General features: G+C 39.6%; 20 protein-coding genes, 2 pseudogenes and 1 riboswitch. Of the genes and pseudogenes, 8 read left to right on the forward strand and 14 right to left on the reverse strand.

Annotated elements, in window-relative coordinates:
* Both ACFQ38_RS09805 and ACFQ38_RS09810 read right to left on the reverse strand, forming a co-directional pair.
* Window positions 1-1,854, reverse strand: coding sequence for an FtsX-like permease family protein (locus ACFQ38_RS09805; protein ID WP_381480572.1), 1,854 nt, complete (start codon window positions 1,852-1,854; stop codon window positions 1-3).
* Complete coding sequence (locus ACFQ38_RS09810; RefSeq protein WP_336823289.1) at window positions 1,841-2,608, reverse strand: ABC transporter ATP-binding protein; 768 nt, start codon at window positions 2,606-2,608, stop codon at window positions 1,841-1,843. Before ACFQ38_RS09810 ends, ACFQ38_RS09805 begins: the two co-directional genes overlap by 14 nt.
* A gap of 212 nt (window positions 2,609-2,820) precedes the next feature.
* Between ACFQ38_RS09810 and ACFQ38_RS09815 the strand changes: the two genes are divergently transcribed.
* From ACFQ38_RS09815 to ahpF, 4 genes are all read left to right on the forward strand, one after another.
* On the forward strand, window positions 2,821-3,522 hold the full coding sequence (locus ACFQ38_RS09815; protein ID WP_336823288.1) for a response regulator transcription factor: 702 nt from the start codon (window positions 2,821-2,823) through the stop codon (window positions 3,520-3,522).
* A gap of 8 nt (window positions 3,523-3,530) precedes the next feature.
* Window positions 3,531-4,931, forward strand: coding sequence for a sensor histidine kinase (locus tag ACFQ38_RS09820; RefSeq protein WP_381480574.1), 1,401 nt, complete (start codon window positions 3,531-3,533; stop codon window positions 4,929-4,931).
* Window positions 4,932-5,254: 323 nt separating this feature from the next.
* Window positions 5,255-5,824 carry an alkyl hydroperoxide reductase subunit C gene (ahpC, locus tag ACFQ38_RS09825; protein WP_336823286.1) on the forward strand — a complete coding sequence of 190 codons (570 nt, stop codon included), beginning with the start codon at window positions 5,255-5,257 and terminating at the stop codon, window positions 5,822-5,824.
* Window positions 5,825-6,003: 179 nt separating this feature from the next.
* The gene (gene ahpF / locus ACFQ38_RS09830; RefSeq protein WP_336823285.1) at window positions 6,004-7,530 is read left to right on the forward strand and encodes an alkyl hydroperoxide reductase subunit F; all 1,527 of its coding nucleotides are present in this window, start codon (window positions 6,004-6,006) and stop codon (window positions 7,528-7,530) included.
* A 292-nt stretch (window positions 7,531-7,822) separates the two neighbouring features.
* Here the strand turns inward: ahpF and ACFQ38_RS09835 are convergent, their stop codons facing one another.
* The 3 genes from ACFQ38_RS09835 to ACFQ38_RS09845 form a co-directional block, all read right to left on the reverse strand.
* Entirely contained in the window at window positions 7,823-8,041 is a 219-nt protein-coding gene (locus ACFQ38_RS09835) for a hypothetical protein (protein WP_381480577.1), read from the reverse strand.
* 198 nt (window positions 8,042-8,239) lie between these two features.
* Complete coding sequence (locus tag ACFQ38_RS09840) at window positions 8,240-8,860, reverse strand: nitroreductase family protein (RefSeq protein WP_381480579.1); 621 nt, start codon at window positions 8,858-8,860, stop codon at window positions 8,240-8,242.
* A gap of 122 nt (window positions 8,861-8,982) precedes the next feature.
* The gene (locus ACFQ38_RS09845; protein ID WP_336823349.1) at window positions 8,983-9,576 is read right to left on the reverse strand and encodes an NADPH-dependent FMN reductase; all 594 of its coding nucleotides are present in this window, start codon (window positions 9,574-9,576) and stop codon (window positions 8,983-8,985) included.
* A gap of 264 nt (window positions 9,577-9,840) precedes the next feature.
* Between ACFQ38_RS09845 and ACFQ38_RS09850 the strand changes: the two genes are divergently transcribed.
* The gene (locus ACFQ38_RS09850; protein ID WP_336823284.1) at window positions 9,841-10,239 is read left to right on the forward strand and encodes a cytidine deaminase; all 399 of its coding nucleotides are present in this window, start codon (window positions 9,841-9,843) and stop codon (window positions 10,237-10,239) included.
* A 450-nt stretch (window positions 10,240-10,689) separates the two neighbouring features.
* On the forward strand, window positions 10,690-11,154 hold the full coding sequence (gene yiaA / locus ACFQ38_RS09855; RefSeq protein ID WP_336823283.1) for an inner membrane protein YiaA: 465 nt from the start codon (window positions 10,690-10,692) through the stop codon (window positions 11,152-11,154).
* A 700-nt stretch (window positions 11,155-11,854) separates the two neighbouring features.
* Here yiaA and ACFQ38_RS09860 read toward each other — a convergent pair.
* The 4 genes from ACFQ38_RS09860 to ACFQ38_RS09875 form a co-directional block, all read right to left on the reverse strand.
* On the reverse strand, window positions 11,855-12,775 hold the full coding sequence (locus tag ACFQ38_RS09860; protein WP_381480582.1) for an NADP-dependent oxidoreductase: 921 nt from the start codon (window positions 12,773-12,775) through the stop codon (window positions 11,855-11,857).
* Window positions 12,776-13,633: 858 nt separating this feature from the next.
* Window positions 13,634-14,092, reverse strand: a complete 459-nt coding sequence (locus tag ACFQ38_RS09865) for a spore coat protein (RefSeq protein ID WP_336823281.1) — start codon at window positions 14,090-14,092, stop codon at window positions 13,634-13,636.
* A 64-nt stretch (window positions 14,093-14,156) separates the two neighbouring features.
* Window positions 14,157-14,471, reverse strand: coding sequence for a hypothetical protein (locus tag ACFQ38_RS09870; RefSeq protein ID WP_336823280.1), 315 nt, complete (start codon window positions 14,469-14,471; stop codon window positions 14,157-14,159).
* A 527-nt stretch (window positions 14,472-14,998) separates the two neighbouring features.
* Complete coding sequence (locus tag ACFQ38_RS09875) at window positions 14,999-15,847, reverse strand: VOC family protein (protein WP_336823279.1); 849 nt, start codon at window positions 15,845-15,847, stop codon at window positions 14,999-15,001.
* 187 nt (window positions 15,848-16,034) lie between these two features.
* On the opposite strand from ACFQ38_RS09875, the gene ACFQ38_RS09880 reads away from it, so the two are divergent.
* On the forward strand, window positions 16,035-16,310 hold the full coding sequence (locus ACFQ38_RS09880) for a winged helix-turn-helix transcriptional regulator (RefSeq protein WP_336823348.1): 276 nt from the start codon (window positions 16,035-16,037) through the stop codon (window positions 16,308-16,310).
* A gap of 188 nt (window positions 16,311-16,498) precedes the next feature.
* Here the strand turns inward: ACFQ38_RS09880 and rpmG are convergent.
* The 4 genes and pseudogenes from rpmG to ACFQ38_RS09900 all read right to left on the reverse strand — a co-directional run.
* Window positions 16,499-16,597, reverse strand: a pseudogene (gene rpmG, locus ACFQ38_RS09885) (50S ribosomal protein L33); the annotation flags it as partial.
* Window positions 16,598-16,617: 20 nt separating this feature from the next.
* Window positions 16,618-16,818, reverse strand: a pseudogene (locus ACFQ38_RS09890) (GTP-binding protein); the annotation flags it as partial.
* A 25-nt stretch (window positions 16,819-16,843) separates the two neighbouring features.
* Window positions 16,844-17,821, reverse strand: coding sequence for a metal ABC transporter solute-binding protein, Zn/Mn family (locus ACFQ38_RS09895; RefSeq protein WP_381480585.1), 978 nt, complete (start codon window positions 17,819-17,821; stop codon window positions 16,844-16,846).
* 366 nt (window positions 17,822-18,187) lie between these two features.
* Window positions 18,188-19,177 carry a zinc-dependent alcohol dehydrogenase family protein gene (locus ACFQ38_RS09900; RefSeq protein ID WP_381480587.1) on the reverse strand — a complete coding sequence of 330 codons (990 nt, stop codon included), beginning with the start codon at window positions 19,175-19,177 and terminating at the stop codon, window positions 18,188-18,190.
* A gap of 324 nt (window positions 19,178-19,501) precedes the next feature.
* On the opposite strand from ACFQ38_RS09900, the gene ACFQ38_RS09905 reads away from it, so the two are divergent.
* A complete protein-coding gene (locus tag ACFQ38_RS09905; RefSeq protein WP_381480589.1) occupies window positions 19,502-20,458 on the forward strand; it encodes an MBL fold metallo-hydrolase in 957 nt (318 codons plus the stop codon).
* Between the two features lie 179 nt (window positions 20,459-20,637).
* Here the strand turns inward: ACFQ38_RS09905 and ACFQ38_RS09910 are convergent, their stop codons facing one another.
* Entirely contained in the window at window positions 20,638-22,254 is a 1,617-nt protein-coding gene (locus tag ACFQ38_RS09910) for an ABC1 kinase family protein (RefSeq protein ID WP_381480592.1), read from the reverse strand.
* 209 nt (window positions 22,255-22,463) lie between these two features.
* Window positions 22,464-22,628, forward strand: a riboswitch (M-box (ykoK) riboswitch).
* Window positions 22,629-22,812 lie beyond the last annotated feature (184 nt).

The following is a 22,812-nucleotide window of genomic DNA, read 5'->3' on the forward strand; positions in this document are numbered from 1 at the left end:
TTATCCCTCCAAATAGCTTCTTCTAATTATTTTGTTGAAGTTACGAACTGTAGCAATATAGTAAACTGCGTATATTAACGTGTAGGCAGCCATCCAAATGATGACTGGGACTAAGAAATCCATCATGAGCAAGTTGGAGACAGCTGTCAATGCTACACCTCCATGAAGGAGTCCTAAAAGGAGCGGTGCCATGAATATAACTCCGATTTGCCCACGGATCGTCCGCTTCATATCTTTGTTCGACACGCCGATTTTATGGAGAATCGCATACTTCGCTTTATCCTCCTCCGCCTCCGTCATCATTTTAAAGAAGATAATGCTTCCTGTAGCGACAAGGAAAACAAGCCCTAAAAAGCTTCCAACGAATAATAATGATCCTAAAGACTCGATGGAGCTATTGTAATCGGCTGTTGCGCTTGAAAAACTCTCTGTCGACGCCGCCAATTTGTCGGACAATTCTCCCTGTTTTTTATAGTCAATGACGTTAACCGCTTGTAGCAACTTCTCCTCCGAATCTATTTCATCATATAATTGATCCGTCACTACAATCGCATTTGCGCCTAATGTTCCTACATTGAATAATGCTTGATCATATAGCTTCGCAACTTTATATTCGGCATCGTTAATCGTGACAGATTCCAATTTGTCAGACCACTGCTCATTATAAAAAACGTCAATTGCAAAAACTTCATTCTGCTTAAGTTTTTGCACTTTCGGCCACTCCAAGTTCTTCGCCAATGCCTTATAGGTGGTCTCATCAATGACGGTATATTCCATTTCATAAGAATCGAGTGGAACGCGGATTGTTTTGCTTTTGAATGAAACTTCCGATTCGATGATCGCAGGGTCAATTGTCTGCTGATCCCCTTCCCACATAAACGTGTACGGAGAATACGCCTGCACATTTTTTTCTGCATTATAATAAACCCCGAACACCGCTCCACCTGACGTAATCGTCGTTGCGCTCAGCACAGTAATGATCGTCAATGTTTTCGCATTTCCCCTAATCCGGTAAAGCAATTGGGAAGCAGTCATCATATGAAGGCCCTTCCAAGCCCAATGCGGATTTCTTTTCAACGCGGACAATACATATACGAGAACGCTATGGAACAGTAAATACGATCCGATTACAGTCAATGCGATAATAACGATCGGTGTCGCCAATCCTAATACTCGCCATACTTGCGAGTCCATTAAATCTTGCAACGCAATTGTATAGGCAGCAGCTAATGCCAACACACCTAAAATCGCTGTCAAAATGCGCGCTTTCGGGACTTCTTCGCCCTTTTTCTCGGCATGGAATAGGTCAATTAACTTGAAACGATAAATTACCCGATACCCCATCAATGAAGTAATTAAAAAGATGATAAAAAACACAATGATTGTATTAATGAGCGCACCTGTTGAAAATGCAAATCCTGCCACAACATCCAGTCCCATTAACTTCAATAAAATGCTAAGCAATGCGCGAGAGAGTAAAAATCCTAATACGACCCCAATGACAAGGGATAGCAGTCCGATTACCATGTTTTCAAAAAACAGAAGGAATCCAATCGAACGCTTTCGCACGCCAAGCAAGGAGTAAAGCGCGACTTCCTTTTTCCTCTTTTTCATGAAAAAAGAATTTGAATACAGTATAAAAATCGCTACAAAAATCATGAGCACAAATGCAGCTGCGCCCATCACTCCTTGAATTTGCTTTGATGTTTGAGCTGCTCCGCTAATATCATCGCTATATTTCAATGTCGCAAATGTAAAGTAAATTAGGATGGAAAACACGGTAGATCCGATGTAAAGCGAATAGCTTTTCATATTGCGGCGTATATTTTTCAATGCCAAATCAAATAACGTCATTCGTTTCACCGCCTACTTGCGAAAGCTCATCCAAAATCATTTGGAAAAACTCCTTGCGCGTCTTCATTCCACGCACGATTTCTTTCGACAGTCGACCATCTTTTATGAATAAAATACGGCGGCAAAAGCTTGCGGCGTATGCATCGTGCGTTACCATCATAATCGTTGCTTCATGCTTTTCGTTCAGCGAACTCATACTTTCCAGCAAATCCGTTGCTGACTTTGAATCCAATGCACCAGTCGGTTCATCTGCAAAAATAATTTTAGGGTTAGAAATCAATGCACGACTTGCAGCTGTACGCTGTTTTTGACCGCCTGAAATTTGATAAGGATATTTATCAAGCAAATTGGAAATGCCGAAAGTCGCTGCAATTTCTTCAACTCGTTCTTTAATGACCGCTGGTTTCTTCTTTGCAATCGCAAGTGGCAATAAAATATTTTCGCGAATCGTCAATGAATCTAATAAATTGTAATCCTGAAAGATGAATCCAAGATGGTCTCGCCTAAAATCTGCAAGCTTCTCTTCATTCATCTTAGCGATATTGTCTTTTCCAATTACGATATCCCCGCTTGTCGGTGTATCAATTGTTGCTAATACATTGAGCAATGTCGACTTTCCGGCTCCTGAAGGACCCATAACACCGACGAACTCCCCATGGTCGATTTCAAATGATATATTTTTAAGCGCATTGAATACATTTGCGCCTTTTCCATACGTTTTTTCTACATTTTTTACAAGTAATAATGGCTCCATTTATTAGCACCTCTTTCATATGCCCTTACTATACCGGCCATACCTTAAACAAAATTAAACTGTATCTTACAAAATCCTTAAGTTGATTATGACGATCACAGAAATCGCTTCTTCGCTTGAATGCCAGTAAAGGCGAATATCGACAAATTGCTTTATACTATGAGCAAATGCTTAGGCAAGTCCCCTTTGCCTTACGAAAGGATGTACACGTTTTGGACAAACCACGGATCTTAGTTGTAGATGACGAAAGCGATTTACGCCATTTAATGAAAACAGCGCTTATAAAGGAAGGGTTTTCGGAGATTGAAACGGCGGGTTCTGTTCGAGAGGGCTGGGAGCAATTCAAAACGTTCTCGCCTCATATTGCGATATTGGACATCATGCTGCCAGATGGCGATGGCTATGAACTATGCAAAAAAATTCGGGAGGTTTCCCATATACCAATTTTATTCTTATCGGCGAAATCTGACGAATTGGACAAGATTTTAGGGCTCGCGATTGGTGGCGACGACTACATTACAAAGCCATTCAGCCCGAAGGAAGTTGCTTTCCGGGTAAAAGCTCAATTAAGAAGGGCAGGCTATAACGATTCTGGAACGGCACCCCAATCAAAAAGGATTACTGTCGGGCCATTTTCGATGGATGAGGAAGAAACTGAAGTGACTAAGAATGGCGAGCCAATGGAGTTGACTGCAAAAGAGATGGGTTTGATGGCATGTTTCATGCACCATCCGAACCAAATTTTAAGCAAGGAAACACTTTTCGAACGTGTTTGGGGAGAGGATTTTTTCGGAGCAGACAATACGTTAATGGTCCATATTCGCCGGCTTCGTGAAAAAATCGAAGATCAACCATCAAAGCCTACTTTTCTAACAACTGTAAAAGGCTTAGGCTATAAATTTATCGTGAAATAGGTGATCCGATGAAATGGAAGTTAACTGCACGCTATTTGTTTTCGGTATTGATTATTGTATGCATCGTCGTCTTCGTGAACATGCTTGTCCTATTCGGAGTGCTTTATTACCAACAATCAAATGGTAATGAAAACTTATCCTCTGAAACAGGAGAGACGTTTACACGCCAATTTTCACGTTATATGTCAATAAATAATGGACAACCCATCATATCAGATGAAGGAATTGAGGCATTGCGTACGTTCGGCGGTTGGGTACAAGTGTTGGACAAAAACGGAAATGTTGTGGCTGACGCCTTATCGCCGGAAGATGCACCTACGCATTACAGCCCTATAGAGCTTGTGCATAAGTATAAATATATGGATGATCAAAAGACAACATATTTCATTAGCCAATTTGACGAGTACAGCTATCTATTGGGGGTCAAAAATTCAGTAGAACAGCGAATTGTTCTTATGTTCAATGGTCCCTCTTTCTTATCTTATGCTTCAAAAGCGTTCATTGGCATGACCATTGCAGATCTCATCATTGCGATACTTATCGGCTTGCTGTTCAGCACAATTATTACGAAGCCTGTCTCGCATATGATCAACCGAATCTCGCAGTTAAAGGAGCGGAACTTCTCCGTCCAGAAAATGAAACGTCAAGGCATTTTTAAACCGGTCTTTTCGAATTTGAACGCCGTTTCAGAAACATTGCTATCTCACGAAGAAGAACGCGCTAAATTAGAAAAAATGCGTGAGGAATGGGTTAGTAATGTTTCGCATGATTTGAAGACTCCCCTTGCGTCCATCCAAGGGTTTGCAGAATTATTGCGTGAGCAAAACGTAACAGAATCTGAACGTATTGATTATGCAGAAGTCATCGAACGAAAATCGATCTATATGAAAGAGCTTTTAGATGATTTTAATTTAACAATGCGGTTGCGCAATCAAGAAATGCCTCTGAACAGAGAAGATACACGGCTCGAAAGTTTCGTGCGCGAACTGGTTATTGATGTGTTGAATGACTCACAATCCAACAACTGTACAATTTCCTTTAATAGCAATGCACCAAACTTGAAGTGGAATATTGATCAGCATTTAATGAAACGAGCTATATTAAATTTCATTCACAATGCGATCACTCACAATGACAGGGATGTACAAATTAACGTCAGCTTAACGCCTAAAGGCATAACAATAGAGGACAACGGCAAAGGAATCTCGGAGCATGACATAGAACAAATCTTTGATCGCTATTATAGAGGAACGAATACGGATCATATACATGGCACAGGCCTCGGTCTGGCTATCTCGAGAGACATCATCGAGGCGCACGGAGGGACTGTTGCATTGACAAGTGAAGCCGGCAGCGGAACGAAAATAGAAATTCGAATGAACGCCGAGATCGATTCACAAGCAAATTGATAGGCTTCATTCTTTATTAATCGGGATTTTAACGCGTTAATTGAGAACAACAATGAAAATTAAAGCTTCCAATTAACTACAAATCTGAACAATCCATTCGCGTTTTGTTTCGAAAAATCAACAAAAACTGCTAAGAATAGACACAATTCCCCGTAATAAATGGTGTATCGGTTGACATAAACCTTAAAATATACAACAATGATTATGTCATTAGAATTATTATAGTTAGGCGGCTCCTAAACATTTTTGCTTGCCGCAGTTTAGGTTTTATCGATACGACCTAAACTATCTACGAAATTATATTTTATAGGAGGAGTTTATTTATGTCTCTAATCGGAAAAGAAATCCTACCATTCAAAGCATCTGCTTACAATAGCGGAACAGGTGAATTTATTGACGTTACTGAAGAAAACTTAAAAGGCCAATGGAGTGTTGTTTGCTTCTACCCTGCAGACTTCACATTTGTTTGCCCTACTGAACTGGGAGACCTTCAAGATCAATACGCAACATTAAAAGAACTTGGCGTTGAAGTTTACTCTGTTTCAACAGACACACACTTCACTCATAAAGCTTGGCACGATCATTCAGATGCGATTAGCAAACTTGAGTACATTATGATCGGTGACCCTTCACAAACAATTTCTCGCAACTTCGATGTACTTGACGAAGAAGCAGGTCTTGCACAACGCGGAACGTTCATCATCGACCCAGATGGCATCGTTCAAGCTGCTGAAATTAACGCTGATGGCATCGGCCGTGACGCAAGCACTCTTGTGAACAAGATCAAAGCTGCTCAATACGTTCGCAACAACCCAGGTGAAGTTTGCCCTGCTAAATGGAAAGAAGGCGAAGAAACACTTAAGCCAAGCCTTGACCTTGTAGGCAAAATCTAATTTCACGATAGCTATATGACGAGGGTAGCCTCCTTTCTGTACAGGGAACGGGGCTCCCTTTTTATTGGGCTTCGGTGGATGTCTTAGATTTTGAATCGAATCTTCTACCTTCTCGATTCAAAATCTAAGGCGTTCATGCCGAGTTATACAGATAAAGAAAAGTTGAGGAGTAGATACATATGTTAGATGCAGATATAAAAGCGCAATTAGCCCAATATCTTGAATTGATGGAGGGGGACGTACTTTTAAAAGTTAGCGTTGGAGACGACAAAGTATCACGTGAAATGGCAGCACTTGTGGATGAATTAGCTACGATGTCATCACGTATTAAAGTAGAAATAACCGATTTGGAAAGAACACCAAGCTTCAGTGTCAATCGCATCGGTGAAGATACTGGCATTACGTTTGCAGGTATCCCGTTAGGACATGAATTCACTTCCCTTGTGCTAGCATTATTGCAAGTGAGCGGTAGAGCTCCAAAAGTAGACGAGAAAGTAATCAAGCAAGTGAAAAACATTCAAGATGAGCTTCACTTCGAGTCATACATCAGCTTAAGCTGCCAAAACTGCCCTGAAGTCGTACAAGCATTAAACACAATGAGCGTGTTAAACCCGAACATTACACATACGATGATTGACGGCGCAGCATATAAAGAGGAAGTTGAAAGCAAAAACATCCTTGCCGTCCCTACGGTTTATCTTAACGGAGAACCTTTCACAAACGGACGTAAAACACTTGAAGAGATTCTTGCAGAACTTGGCAGCGGTCCGGATGCGTCCGAATTTGCCGATAAAGATCCATATGACGTCTTAGTTGTCGGCGGTGGCCCTGCTGGCGCAAGTGCAGCTATTTACGCAGCTCGCAAAGGGATTCGTACAGGAATTGTTGCAGACCGTTTCGGTGGCCAAATTTTGGATACAGCTGCGATTGAGAACTTCATTAGTGTAAATCGCACGGAAGGCCCTAAACTTGCCGCTAATCTTGAAGAGCATGTGAAAGACTACAACGTCGATGTAATGAATCTTCAAACTGCGAAACGTTTGGAAAAGAAAGATCTTGTTGAAATTGAACTGGAAAACGGCGCTGTACTGAAAAGTAAAACCGTCATTCTTTCAACTGGAGCTCGCTGGCGCAATATTGGCGTTCCTGGTGAAGCGGAATTCAGAAATAAGGGCGTTGCCTACTGCCCGCACTGTGATGGTCCTCTATTCGAAGGCAAGGACATAGCAGTTGTCGGAGGCGGAAACTCTGGTGTCGAAGCGGCAATTGACCTTGCGGGTATCGTTAAACATGTAACCGTTCTTGAATATAATTCCGAGCTGAAAGCCGATTCTGTTTTACAAGAACGCCTTCGCAGCTTGAAAAATGTCACAGTTATTACGAATGCACAAACGAAAGAGATTACTGGAACGAATAATGTAAACGGGATCACATACACTGATCGCGTCTCTGGCGATGAAAAACATATTGAACTTGCTGGCGTCTTCGTTCAAATCGGTCTAGTGCCAAACACAGACTGGCTTGGCAATGCAGTTGAACGCAATAAATTCGGTGAAATTATTGTCGACAAACGCGGTGCTACGAACGTACCGGGCGTATTCGCTGCAGGAGACTGCACAGACAGCGCGTACAAACAGATCATTATTTCTATGGGATCTGGCGCAACCGCTTCGTTAAGCGCATTCGATTATTTAGTTCGAAACTAAAACGTACTCTTTTAATTGTAAAGGAACAGGTCTAAAATGCGACCTGTTCCTTTTTTGATTGCCGTTTTTACAAAATCTCATCGTATAATCACGGCTTTATTTAAACTTACCAATTATTCACTCGGTTTTTGCTATAGCTATTGCAGTTAATCCTATGATGATAGATAAAGGCAAAGCTCGTGCCATAAGAGCATCCGCTACATAATCCTCTTGATAAACTATAATGAAACAAATAGTTGAAATAATAAACACAATAGCGACTAATATTTTCAGTACTTTGTTCATGTTCATGTTATCGAGTGATCCTCAAAAAATTTTGTGTTGCAGGTACTCCTACCTTTTGCATTTCTGTCTTACCGTCATACTCTTCCATGAGCGTATCACTTAACCCAATAAATTTATATCCTTCCAAAATTCGCCCTCCTATGATTGCTGTTGATGCTACGATTGAAGAAATCAGATACAACGCAAACGCAACAACTGATGTTGTCAACAATTTAACGATTTCCAACTATCGATTACCACCTTTCACAGAATATATAAATCTTACGCTATACTATGTAAATTGTAAACGAGTGCTATATGTTGAGAAAATTAATCGACTATTAATGTCGTATGCGGCATAAAACGGAATCGTTTTAAGTTTTAGAGTGGGTGATCGGTTCAAAGAATACCGAAAACCCGGAATCTCCGGGTTCGTTACATCTCTTCATTTAATATATGTAACAAATTCCCCTGCAGGTTTCCGATAACCTCTTAACCGTCGACTGGCTTCTTTTTCTTTTCCGACCGTGATCATTAAAACAATTTCATGGCTACTTGGAATGTCTAAAATCTCCCTAACTTTGTCTTGATCAAACCCAATCATCGGACAGCTATCAATCCCTCTATTTTTTGCAGCGAGCATAAAGAGCATGGCGGATAGGGATCCGTTTCGAATAGCATCTTCTTTCATAAACTCTTCTCCACGGGATTCATAAAAATTCGAATTGTCTTCTATTATTTCCTGCAATTCAAAATTAGATAACATCCCCAAATCAACCATTCCCTTATTGATTCTTTCTGTTTGACGATAGGCGTAGCGATCAGCCGTAACAATAATTACTGCAGAAGCGCTATGCACTTTAAACTGCCCATTTGCAGCTTGGCGAATTTGTTCTTTCACTTCCGGATTCAAAATTGTAATATATTCAGTATGCTGTAAATTAAAAGCCGAAGGTGCAAGTTTTACATCTTCAAATATAGGCAGCAAATCTTTTTCAGTTAATGTGACACCTTCGACAAAATTATTTGCAGAACGTCTCTTTTCAATTACTTTTAAGAAATCCACTTCTACTTCCCCCCAATGCGTGATAGGATAAAATGTTTCTTACAAAGGAAAATGGTCAAAATAGATTGACCACTTTCCTTCATAAAGAACCACGGCCGTACGAACGACCATGGCTCTTGTAATTATCGAATTGTATAAAGCGCTTTTGACCAAGGAATCACTTGGTCTAACATTTGATTTACAGACTCTTCTTGAACTGCTTTTGGTTTGAAGTCTGTGCCATTTTCAAAATCAGTGAATAAAGATAATGCTGGATGTACACGTACGTCAGCGATTAGCAATTCACCTAAAATGCCACGTAAATGTTCTGCCGCACGTGCACCGCCTACTGAACCATATGATACGATGCCTGCTGCTTTGTTGTTCCACTCTTCGCGCAAGTAGTCTAAAGCATTTTTCAATGCGCCTGTAATGGAGTGATTATATTCTTGAACGATAAATACAAAGCCGTCTTGTTTAGCGACTGCTTCTGACCAAGCTGCTGCGCCTGATGCATCAGCACCCGCTTCGCCTAAAAGCGGAAGTTTATAATCAGCGATATCAATAACTGTATAGTTTGCGTCACCGCGTTTGTCTGCAATTTCTTTAACCCATTGTGCTACTTGTGGAGATACACGACCTTCACGAGTTGATCCGATGATGATACCAATATTTAAAGTTGCCATTTGTTTTTCTTCCTCCTGTGATGAACCGAATAATTTATTTAAAAAACCCATAGTGTTTTTGTTCACCTCCATGATGACTCCTATGCCTCGAATTCATACATCTTGAATTCAAGATAAATATATCACAGCGATCTACATACCGTCAAGGCTATAGCTTAAGAAAATTTTCATAGTGAAAAACTTTTAGTAGATTGCAATTTAAATTGCTATTAGACAAATATTTCTTAATAGTGTATAATTAGAAGTCCTGCCAACAAATCGTTGGTGCTAAGGGAACTGTGAAAAGTTCATTCTTATTTATGGAGGATGGATCATATGGACAAAGAGCTGTTAATGGAAAGCGCACGCAAGATAAAGGATAGGGCATATATTCCTTATTCTAAATTCCCGGTTGGAGCAGCATTATTGCTAAAAGATGGGACTGTCATCAATGGAGTCAACGTGGAAAATGTTTCATTGGGTGCGACGAATTGTGCGGAGAGAACGGCTATTTTTACTGCAATCGCAAGTGGCTATCAAAAGGGAGATTTCCAAGCGATAGCTGTCGCAGGCGACACAGAAGATTTTCTTCCGCCTTGCAGCATTTGCCGTCAAGTATTAGCGGAGTTCTGTTCACCTGAGATGCCAGTTTATTTAACGAACGATAAAAAAGATATATTGGAATTAACCTTAAAAGACCTATTGCCTTATGCATTTACAGATTTAGAAATGTAAATAAACAAAGAGAATAGATTACCCAGACTGTAGACAAAGTATCTTTTTACTTTGTCTACAGTCCTTTTGAGGTTTGTAGTCATGAGATAGGTGTTTGCCCAGCTTGGCTTGAAAACGCTTGTCAGACAAGGCGCGAAGTCGAGCGAAGACCCGAATAGAACTTAGGTTCATGAGGGGACGAGCGAGACGAGCAACGCAGTATGCGAGCGTTTGTCAACAAGCTGAGATTACAAGCATGTTTTGATGAATCATCATTAAAAACATGCTTTTTATTTATAAAGATACATACATAGTCATAAGATGATAATGGCGATCTTAATATAAAATGATAAGTAACAGTTATTAAAACCTATAAATAGAGCTGTTGTTAGTACTGAAGTCGGATTATTAAAAAAACATTGCCGGATTATACCTGTTTGGATATGATAATCTTAAGGAAGGAGAATTATAATGAAAAATGACCTTGATGATTTATTTGATAAGGAACAGGCACCGAAAATGAAAATAGAGAGAAGAGACGGCGAACCAACCGCAGCTTTTAAAGGGGCTTCCTATGCAGCGCTGTTAATAGGAATCTCCGCTTATCTAATAGGCTTATTCAATGCAGGTATGGAACTAAACGAAAAAGGTTACTACTTCGCAGTTTTAATAATCGGTCTCTATTCATCTGTATCTCTTCAAAAAGCAGTAAGAGATAAAGATGAAGGAATACCAGTTACGAATATTTATTATGGCATTAGCTGGTTTACAATTATTATAGCGATCGCATTAATGGCGATCGGATTGTACAATGCAGGCAGTATCGTGTTAAGTGAAAAAGGATTTTACGCCATGGCTTTTGTACTCAGTATATTTGCAGCTATTACTGTGCAGAAAAATGTTAGGGACACACAGAAAGCAAGAGAGGCAGATTAATAGGAACAACAACCTTAAGGGACCCCCAGAAAGTCAGTGAAAACTGATTTCCGAAGGTCTCCTTTCTTTTTCTGTGAAATTAAGAGACTTTTGGAATTATATCTGAAGAAGAAACTTATAGGTGAAATAGCAGCGAAGACGCCTTCCAAGCGGCAGCCGAAGCCATAAGACTGCCGGCGTGAAAACGCCGGCGAGGCTTATGGCGGGAGGCATCCGCCAGCGCCGAAGCGGATTACAAAAGAGATAGTAGTTGGATTTATGCGCGGGATTAAAGCATTATGCGTTTTAGAACCTTATATGCGTGTTTAATGGCAGGTTATGCGTTTCTGCAATTATATATGAAGAAGAAATTATAAACGGAGCAGAAGCGAAGGAGCCTTACAAGCGGCAGCCGGAGCCATAAGACTGCCGGCGTGAAAACTCTGGCGAGGCTTATGGCGGGAGGCATCCGCCAGCGCCGAAGCGGTTTATATTAGATAGAGTAAATAGATTTTATGAGATTCCAATGTTGCGTACGAGCTATTTTTTATTGCCAATGAACGCAAAATTTTTATCTACAAGATATGCACCCCAACCAAAATCAGCGACTACTGTTACACCGTTAATGTAGGAATGATAACAGTACAATATTTGCTATTTCGCTCGTAGTACTGGCATACTGGCATTTTCAGAAAGAACGATGATCAATAGTACATATTTTTCACTCTTTCACTTGAATGACAATTTTCCCGCGTGTATGACCTGTTTGAAGTTGCTCATGTGCCCGTTGGAATTTATCTTCTTCAAACGGAAGAACTTCCTTGACTACTGCTCTTAGTTCTCCACTCTCCAGCAACTTAGTGATTTTTGTCAATAATTCTCCGCTCGGTTGTACCCAAACAGAAGCAGTATGAATCCCTTCCACTTTACCTTCTTCTATGATTCCGACCGCCGAAGAAAGAGTGCCTCCTTTTTTAAGCACTTGATAACTTCTTATTTGTGTTTCACCGCCTACTAAATCTACAACTAAGTCGTAATCATGTAGAACTTTTGTAAAATCCTCATTTGTATAATCAACCACTACATCTGCTCCGAGCTCCTTTAAGAAGTTCACATTAGACGTGCTGCCGGTTGAAGCAACATAAGCACCCGCATGTTTCGCTAATTGGATCGCCATACTACCAACCCCACCTGCACCACCGTGAATGAGTACTTTTTGGTCCTTTGTCAGTTTTCCATCAATGAACAATGCAGTCCAAGCTGTCATGCTTGTAGAAATAATGGATGCAGCTTCGTTAAAATTAATATTTTCAGGTTTCGCAACAACTTGATTTTCATCTGCAACAGTAAATTCTGCGTAGCTACCATTAGCAGTAGCTAAAACGGCATCCCCTATTTTCCACTTACTCACATTCCTGCCGACTTCACGAATAACACCAGCTACATCGTAACCAAGAATATGTGGGAACGTAAATGGCATTACATCCTTAAAATAGCCTTCTCTCATTTTCCATTCCGCTGGATTTGTTGCAATTGCATAAACTTCAATTAGTACTTCATTTTCACCAACATTCGGTTTGGATACCTCATTTAATTTTAATTGCTCAGGTCCTCCATAATGCTCAATCACAATCGCTTTCATAAGTGTATCCTCCTTAATCTATTATTTTGGTTCGCTCCAATACCGTCCATTACACTTATCGAGAAGCCAACTTCCCATCTATTATTCCCCTTCAATTTACTAGCCTCACGAAGCAAGTTCATTAAAACACGATTTCTACCGGGCTTTCTTTAAACATTGAGTCTTGTACTTGCAGAAGGAACAATTGTTAGCATTTTACATAATTAAGGAATTGTTAAGATCGTCATTAAGCATAATGAACAGATTGGATAAGAAAAGTGATATCTTTTAATGCGAATGCATCACCAGATAGCTTTCCCACCCGTCTTGCGAACCTCAAGACGGCCAATTAAAGATAGTTACTTACCAAATAATCTGAACTACGAGTCTTCAATACAATTCAACCTTACGATTCGGAAATTTTTCTACAGCTAATCTTCTTTTCTCTATTAATAAGATATGAATGTAATAGACTCTAATTCATTTGTATATACAAATGTGTTTCACAATACTAATTATAAGAATGTTTGGCCCCGCTGTAAATGAAATTGTCTTCTTCAGTAACTAATATTCATCAAAAGATTTGTGGCTTTTCATATTTAATCATTATGAGTAACAATAAAACCTCAATACCAATCAAAATAATTGCGTACAAGTAATTTCCAAAGTCCCTAAAATAGTAAAAGGCTTCCCGGAAAGTAGTTAAAAACTGTTTTCCGAGAAGCTCTTATCTATCGATTAACTTTTCATTGTAATATGAACAAACAGGGCGTTTTTCGCATACTTTAAGGCAAGACTATATCTTACAGACGACAACCGCTCCCGCTTAGATGGGATCTGCGGGGCGGTTTCTATTTTGGAGCGTGGAGAGCCATTTATTTATAGAATATCCAATTGAACAATCAGCGCCAAGAGGACTTGCAACAATAGCTGCAAGGAAATTGCTACATCGATATCTTCTGTTATCACATCGACGTCGCGGGAGTTAACGATAATAAGCTTTTGACGGTTTGTTTGCCGGATCTGTGCTTTTTCCAATAGTTCAGCTGTCACTCGTTCTGCCCTTGAAGCATCTGCAATTGTAATATTGATTACGATTGCGATCGCCACTTGGAGTGCCGCTTGTAGTGACGCAGCAATTTGTGTGTCAGTCGTGCTAACCTTAATATTGCAAGAATCACGGATGACGATCAGTTCGTTGGAAAGCTGCTCAATTTCAGAGACTACTTCCGCAGCTTCGTTTGATTTCGAGGATTCCCGAGAACAGGAAACGATCGGATGTGCGCAACAAGGATCTAAAGCAGACCACCTATTCCCGTCGCGTGAATAATATCTCATTGGTTCTTCCCCCCTCTCTCTTTCTATTACATGTATAAGAAAACGAATGAGTTGGACAAACTATCTACTCTTCTTTATTTTTATTACTTTCTTTCTTCTGTCTCATTTGAATGATTACGTCTCTTAGCGGATGTACTTGCTTAACTGTTTCTTCTTCGTCAGCTGTAACTGTTTGAACATTTTTTGTTGCCAAAAAGTCCTCAACTTGGACTTTCAACTGCTCAACAGTCTGTTTCAAACGCTCACGCTGTTCATCTGTCATTCGGCTCTTAGCTTCGTTTACGTTAACTTTGTTTTTGGTAAATAAATCGGCTACAAACAACTCCATTAATTGTCCTGATAGCCCTTGTAATTGTTCTCGGTTCATCTTGCCATCCACTCCATTCACCTCCTTCAGCGCTTACTTCTATATGTATTCTTATTGAAGAGCCTTTGGTCAGGCCTCTGTACATATAAAAATCCCCCAATTTAAAAATCCACATTATATGAAATGGCGCTGATAAAAAAGAAACAAATAAAACCACCTTCCGCTGAATATCGGTATTGTACCTAACTATCAACGTGGAGGTGTTGTACTTCGGGAACTATAGATAGCCATCTAAAAGAAGTAAAATTGAAGGCATTTGAAGCGCGGTTAGTGTGTCTTAAAAAAGAAAAATTAAATAGCCAATCGCCGGTTCAATACCGACAACTGGCTACATAATAGGGTGTTTTTTACTGTCTCAAAATTGAATTTAAGCTTTTTCCTTTTTCCATGAAAGCTTCCTTTTGCGGCATAGTTAGAATTAAATATAATGTGGTGAACAAAATTGATTTAAAAAATTAGCTTTATTCAACCTTTATTGGTATCACTTTCCACTAAAATCGTCTACCAATCAATATTACAATATTAATGCTGGGTATTCTCTAAACGCTTAAAATAATACGATTTCCTGAAGGATCAACAGCAATTGTAGCACCGTTTTCTTCTATAACGGGTGCTCCGATGCGCTCTAATCTATTCATCATTTCGTTCTTCGTTTCTTCACTTGGAAGCATTAACGTAAATGATTCCAGCCCGACACTTTGTGCAGATGGCTTAGGCGCCCCTACCCCGTTCCATGTGTTTAAGCCAATATGATGATGGTATTTGCCATCTGAAATAAAAAGCGCTTGATTGCCGTAACGATTTACAACTTCAAATCCTAGGCCCTTCGTATAAAATTCTTCAGTATCGACTAAATTGGATACGTGCAAATGGATATGTCCCATAACTGCGTCTTCAGGCATCCCTTTCCATAAGTCATTTACTCCTTTGGACAAAAGGTCTGTAAAGTTTAACGGATCAACTGTCATAGCAACTTCACCGTTAGCCCACTTCCATTCAGAAGCATCACGGTCAATATAAATTTCAATTCCGTTGCCATCAGGATCTGATAAGTAAAGAGCTTCACTGACAAGGTGATCAGACGAACCAAACTGCAGCCCTATTTCCGCAAAATGCCGTACGATTTTAATAAGATCTGATCGTGTAGGCAAAAGGATTGCAAAATGATAAAGACCTGTCGTTCTGCTTTGTTTCGGCTCAACATCAATTGGTTGTTCGATTGATAATAAAGCTGTTTTTCCATCCGCAGTTAATTTAGCTTGTCGCTCAGTTCTTTCTAAAACTTTAAATCCAATTACCCTTTCATAAAATGCGATCGACCTTTCTATGCTTTGTACTTTAAGGTTTACTTGCCCTACAAACATAATCGGTTTACGATGAAAATTCATAAAAATACCTCCTGTAGAGTATCATGCCAGTCACTTACTTTATGTAAGTAAATATATATTTATAACAATTGATAGTCAAGTAAGTAATTTATAATAAATAATTTAATTATTTGTAAGCACTCGTTATACTATAAATAAGGAGCTGATTACATTGGCGAATCCAATTTGTCCAAGATTTGAAAAAGCTATGGGTTTACTAAGCCAAAGGTGGACAGGTTTGATCATTTACCAGCTGTTACCCGGTCCGCAACGATTTTGCAGTATTGAATCTTCCATTGGAATTAGCGGCAGAGTCTTATCAGAGAGATTAAAAGACTTGGAGAAGGAAGGCATTGTGAAGAGAGATGTCTATCCTGAGACACCCGTTCGAATCGAATATTCATTAACAGATAAAGGACGATCATTGCAGCCTATCATGCAAGAAATAGAAAAATGGGCACAAAACTGGCTACAAGTAGAATAAAGATAAAATCGTCCTCAGCATTCGTAATAACTGAGGACGATTTTTCATGATATAATATTAATTGAAAGAATTGAATTTAGTCGCGGAGTACTTTAGTTGTACGTCACCTATTTTGCAACAAAATCGAAAATGATTCTATAGCATTCCTAATTAGGAATCATTACGATTTAAAAAACAGTAAAAAATTTTCACTTCATTTCTCTATGAAGTGTCACTTTCCTTATACGTGGGAAATACTTCTTAAATTCGATGCGCTCCGGGTTGTTGCATTTGTTTTTTGTCGAAATCTAATTGTTCCCGATTCCGTACAGCCATTTTGCAGCTCTACCAATTTTTCTTCTGTTCGTGAAAACCCGCCTTGTTAATTAATTGAGCATCAATATTTACCTCACTCATTGACGATGACAGCAACTTTCAGCTCATTCCGTTTGTTTAGAATATGGTTCAATAACGTCGTCTTCCCTGCTCCTAAATAACCACTAAGCACTGTAGCAGGTATTTTTTTCATCCTTTACTCCTCCTTTTAGCAGGAATTATTCGTTGCTCAACGCTTTCTCCAACGTTTCGATATTGCGCTCCATTAACGATATATAATCCTCATTATTTTTCAAGTCATCCGGGGTTAAAACACCGAGATTATGTAGCATCAATGATTCAGCTCCTATTTCTTTTCTGATGACGTCGGTTAATTTCGAGGAAACATTTTGTTCAAATAACACATATTTAATATCATTTTCCTTCGCATATTCAACAAGTGATGTTAGTTGCTTTTGTGAAGGTTCACTTTGTGAATTCAATCCAGCTACTGCAACTTGCTCTAACCCATACGTATTCGCGATATAGCCAAAAGCTGCATGGGATACAAAAAATGTTTTCGTAGGCGCATTTGAAGCCATTTCTTTAAATGTTTGATCCAGCTCTAAGAGATCAGTTTTTAAGCTTTCAAAGTTTTGTTCAAATACATCTTTTTTCTCAGGCAATGCCTCAATTAGTGAGTCTTTAATTGTCGTTGCAAGTTCTACGCTCAATAATGGAGAAATCCATACATGCGGGTCGTACTCCCCGTGATGATGATCGTGTTCCTCTTGATCTTCTCCTTCATGATCATGATTGTGATTATGTCCCTCGCCTAAAGACTCTTTCGAAATACTGTCCGCTACCGCTACCATTTTGACGTGCTCGCCTTTCATCGTTTTTTCGGCATTTTCTACAAACCCTTCAAGTCCAAGCCCGACATAAAAGAATAAGTCCGAGTCAGCCAGCGTCATCATATCTTTTTGAGTTGGCTCAAACGTATGCTCATCGGAGCCTGGTGGATAAATAGATTGGACTTGAACCGACTCCCCTCCAATTCGATCTGTAAAATATTGGAGCGGATATACAGTTGTGTAGACGGATAAAACATGATCCCCTCTTGTTTTATCCTTCTCTTTTGCCTGCTCTTTGTTGCCACAAGCAGTAAGCAGCAATAAGAAAATCACTGATAAAACCAAAAGAAACTTTTTACTCATTCCATTGCATCCTCCTTTTCATAAATCGTAATCATTACGTTTTGCAATGCCTGTTTATCTTACAAGAAAGATTTCAACTATGCAACTGTTTTTATTAATGTATTTAATTCCTGCTCTATTTCTTATTAGTAAGCTGCTTTATTGCTGCTCTATAATTGGCCTTATGCAAACAAAAAATCATTGAAAAAGCCCACTTTAGTTGCAGTGTCCTTTTCAATGATTCTATTTTTTATGGATAAATGTTGCTATCCGGCCTATTCAAAAAAGAGGTTCAATAACTTCTCAACATAACTGTGTTCACGAACCGTTTCCATAAGCTTCGGTCGCCTTAAATATAGATCATACAATATACCATTTATGGAAATGTTAATCCGTTAAAAACACCTTGCCTCGATTTCCTACCGAAGATTCGACAATCCGAACAGCCTCCTGTATTTCCGATAAGCTGTAACAGGATTCGGGCCTCAAAAGACTTAACTTTTTATCTTGGACGGATGCTATGATCTCTTTAAATGTTTCCTGCCAAGTATCAGACGAGACTTTTTTATTCCAATGTCTCAAATGAAATAATGTGGCATTCACCTGTGTCTCATTGGCGATCTTTGCCCAGTCTACTTGGATGCCCGATAAAAGGCCTAAGCTTAAAAAAGTACCCTTCGGTCGAATGCAATAGGATAGGTCGTTACCAGCCGTTCCTCCAATTGAATCGATAGCCGCGTCTGCTCCAAATCCACCCGTTAGTTCCATTACGGTTTCTCGCAATGGCTCTATAGACGTATTAATTACATAAGAAGCACCATGCTCCAGTAGATCTTTTGCATATTTTTCATTCCTAATGATTGCAATTAGCCGGAAGCCTATAATTTTCGACAATTGAGCAAAAATATGCCCAATGGATGAACCACATGCATTGACTAAGAGGACATCATTTGGTTGTAACTTTAACTCTTGCGTACAGATGACCCATGCTGTAATTGGATTTATGTATAATTGAGCAGCCGTAAAATCGTCGATAGCATCTGGAATGACCACTGTATATTGTGCCGACGTTTTAACGAACTCCTGCCAGGTTCCTTCGCCTCTCAAAGGCAAGACCCGCTTGCCGATAAGATTTTTAGATACTAGAGACCCTACATCTTCAACAATTCCAACTCCCTCATAACCTGGAATATTTGGTAAGGAAATTCTGTGAGAGTAAGCTCCTCTAATTGGAATTAAATCAGATGGGTTCATCGGCCTGGCTACCATGCGCACAAGCACCTCGTCTTCTTTTGGGGGCTGTATGTCTTTACATTCAAATTTAAGTACTTCTTGGGGGTTGCCAAATTGATTGAATATTAGACATTTACCTTTCAAAAAACCCTCTCCCTTAGAAACTTCTACTCATAAGCAAGATAATGCTACTATAAACAACTAATCTTATACAGTTACCTAAATATAAATGTACGATTGAAAATAATTCCTTACAATCTTTTCACCAAAAATATTTCTAAAATCGTAAATGTCGTCCTCTCTCCTTTGTCAGATTATACTACAATGTTAATGAATTGATAGGATTGTCTAGAATACGCAATAAACATTTAGGTGAATGAAATTTTCAACAGCCTTCGGAAAACTACTTTCTATGTCACTCAATACCGAAAAATTACTTATACTTATATAAAGGAGGAATGAGAGCAAATGGGCCGAAAACGATATAGTAATCTAGATCCCAAGGCAACAACTTCCACGCTAAAGGATATTTTACGTTGGCAAAGAGAACGAAGAGGAAAGCGCAAAGATTTAAGCTTCCGTATTGGCCAAGCCGAACAAAAGGAAAATGCATTGCTGAACAGTGATCACGATGACCTGACGATTACGTGGATTGGACACTCTACTTTTTTACTGCAAATTTGCGGATTGACCATTGTCACAGATCCCGTTTGGGCAAAGCAAATGGGGTTTAGCCGAAGGATGGAAGAACCTGGTCTGTCTATACATGAGATTCCCCCGATTGATGTCATTTTATTGTCGCACTCCCATTACGACCATTTACATATACGTTCTATAAGAAGTCTTAAAGGGTCTCCCGTTGTCTTAGTTCCAGAAGGGCTCGGTCAATACATGCGAAAACTGATGAATGGAAACGAAGTGCATGAATTGCCGTGGTGGGATTATGTAACCATCGATTCTGTTGAATTTCATTTTGTACCCGCTCAACATTGGACGAAACGCACGCTTACAGATACGAATACGTCACATTGGGGTGGATGGGTCATCCAACGGGCGTCTACTGAAGGACAAACAACCCCTTCGATTTATTTCGCTGGGGACAGCGGGTATTTTCAAGGATTCCGAGAAATCGGCATGAAGTTCAAGAACATTACATATGCGCTTATGCCGATTGGTGCTTATGAGCCTGAATGGTTTATGGGAACACAGCATGTCACCCCTGAAGAAGCGATTCAAGCTTTTATCGATGTTGGAGCGGAAATCTTCATCCCTATGCATTATGGCGCATTTCGACTGGCCGACGACACGACCGACGAAGCGCTGAATCGCTTGCTTGCCGAATGGGAGCGGTTAGAGTTAAGTTCAAGCCGCCTACGATTGCTAAAGCATGGAGAGACGATTGTACAAGAGATAAAAACTCGGTAAATTTTGAAGCCATTTGACATGGGAGTGTTGAATGGCTGTCGATTGCCGGTTATGAAACGACAGCCTATTGCAATAAAACTCTATACCTTCAAAATAATAGTAAACGAGAGCTTTATATAAGCAAGCTCTCGTTTATTTGTCGATGTCTATAGTCAATGTTGTCCTTCCAAGACCAATATTTAACGGCGCTTTTCAGGCATATATTTTAGCCATTTTGACAGATTATAGCTACTCACGTAATACCCAACTGCTGATAATCCTGATAATGCCGTTGCTATTTTTAACAGTAAATCTTCTGTCAAATAATAGCTGGTGCCCATTCCTATTAACCCTAACAGGAAAAGTTGAAAAAACCGCTTTTTCCGACTCTCATAAACGGCAAATTGAAATTCTCTGCGCTGCTCGGTTTCTTTCAACTGTTCGTATTTTTGAGGTGCGTCTAAAAACTCTGTTATAGAATGGAAGATTTTAAACAACGGCTGGGATTGAATTGCCCTCCAATAAAATGACCACTTGCTGCCCTGGGTGCTAAGCCATTCGGTAAATACAGGCTTTGCTAAATGGATCAGTTCCTCTTCCGGCAATAGTTGACGGACGATCCCCTCTATCGTAATAAAAGAACGACCAAGGAAAACAAAACGAGTTGGTACTTGGATAGGAAGTGCCGCAATCAGATCATTTATCTCCAATTTTAGTTTAATCAAATCCATCTCTTTTAAATCGGCAAGATCAATTGAAATCCACTCATTAAGCAATCTTTCTACCATTTTTGAATCTGCATTCGGTAGCAAAAATCCTAAATGGGACAAAACTTCGACAGTTTTCCCGTAATTTTTTGCAAGAAAGCTTTCAATTAGTGCTTGAAAGTGTGCTGCATCTTTTTTGGATAGTTCTCCCGCCATGCCAAAATCAAGCAGGATAATTTCTCCACCTCTGGATAAAAGGACATTCCCTGGATGAGGATCAGCATGGAAGATTCCCGGCTCCAACCATTGAGGAAGGAAAACTTTTACTAGACGCTGGGCCACCTCTTCTTTATAGGGCCCCATTTCATTGATTGTCTCCAAATCCGTAATCCGCTTTCCTTCTATCCATTCCATAATAAGCACTCTTTTAGTGCATAATTCAGGATGAATGGCTGGAATTTTTACGATTTCACGATCTTTATAACGCTCCCTAAAGTAAAGAAGTGTTTCTTTTTCTTTTGAAAAATCGAGTTCACGCTCAATTACCTGTTTCAGTTCTTGAAACAGCACACTTAAATTGATCAATCCTTTCGGAATTGGAACGAGATGATCAACGAACCAAAGAAGAATCTTTAGCGTCCGAAAGTCTGTCTGCACAATTGATTGGATTTCTGGACGTTGCACTTTTATGGCAATCGCTGTTCCATCATGCAAAATTCCTTTATAAACCTCACCAATGGAAGCAGAGGCAATTGCTTCCTCTTGGATTGACCGTACCTTTTTTGAACCTTCTTCTCCCCATTCCTCATCCAATACTTTTTGAATTTCACTCCATTTAGAAGGTGGGACCTTATCTGTAAGATCTTGAATTTCCTTTATAAACGGACTGGGAAGCAAATCCGAACGGATACTGATAAATTGACCTACTTTAATGAGCAGACCTTCCAATTCAAAAAGCGTTTTCCTAAATCTTTTTCCGATTCTTTCCCATAATTTTTCCCATTCGGCTTCGGGTTTGCGAGTCCACTTGTACCAATAAATTTGTAGAAAAATGATCAATGCGAATGAAAGCACTTTGTATATTCGTAGAAGTTTATTTTTCTTATTCATACAATCAACTCACCTCCCTTTATAAATATTGATATATCAATGGTTTAACTCCGATAGCATAGGATGCCGTACCCTGCTACTATGTCTTTTGGCGTCTAAAGTATTTGATAAATATTTATTCTACGAAACATGTAAATCCCCTTTAATCTTCTTTTTTCGTTTGACAATCCCACCTATAGCCTTTACACTTGCCAGTAGACAGTCACATATCGGACCCTCGCTAGGTGAGGCTCCTATGCGGAGATAAGCTGCTGCCCAGAAAAGTCGAAAGACTCCAATGGGTCAACAGGAACCATCGACTTAAGGTGGTTTTTAATGTAGCTGGAATCGCTCCTATGCCGCATAGTGCCAAAGCTCTGCAACGGAGGTTTATTCACTATATTTTACTATGTATTGCTGAACACCCTTCTTTGCGGAGGGTGTTTTTTTGCGTTTACAGCAAACCTTTTGTTAAGGTTCTATAATATTTGTTGGGGTATTCACACAAATATTATAGAACCCCAAAAAAGCACGTAATCACCATTTCTTTTATACTTGAATTGTCGAGAAACAAGTAAA

It is taken from the genome of Sporosarcina contaminans (genome assembly GCF_042679045.1).
Classification (GTDB): domain Bacteria; phylum Bacillota; class Bacilli; order Bacillales_A; family Planococcaceae; genus Sporosarcina; species Sporosarcina contaminans.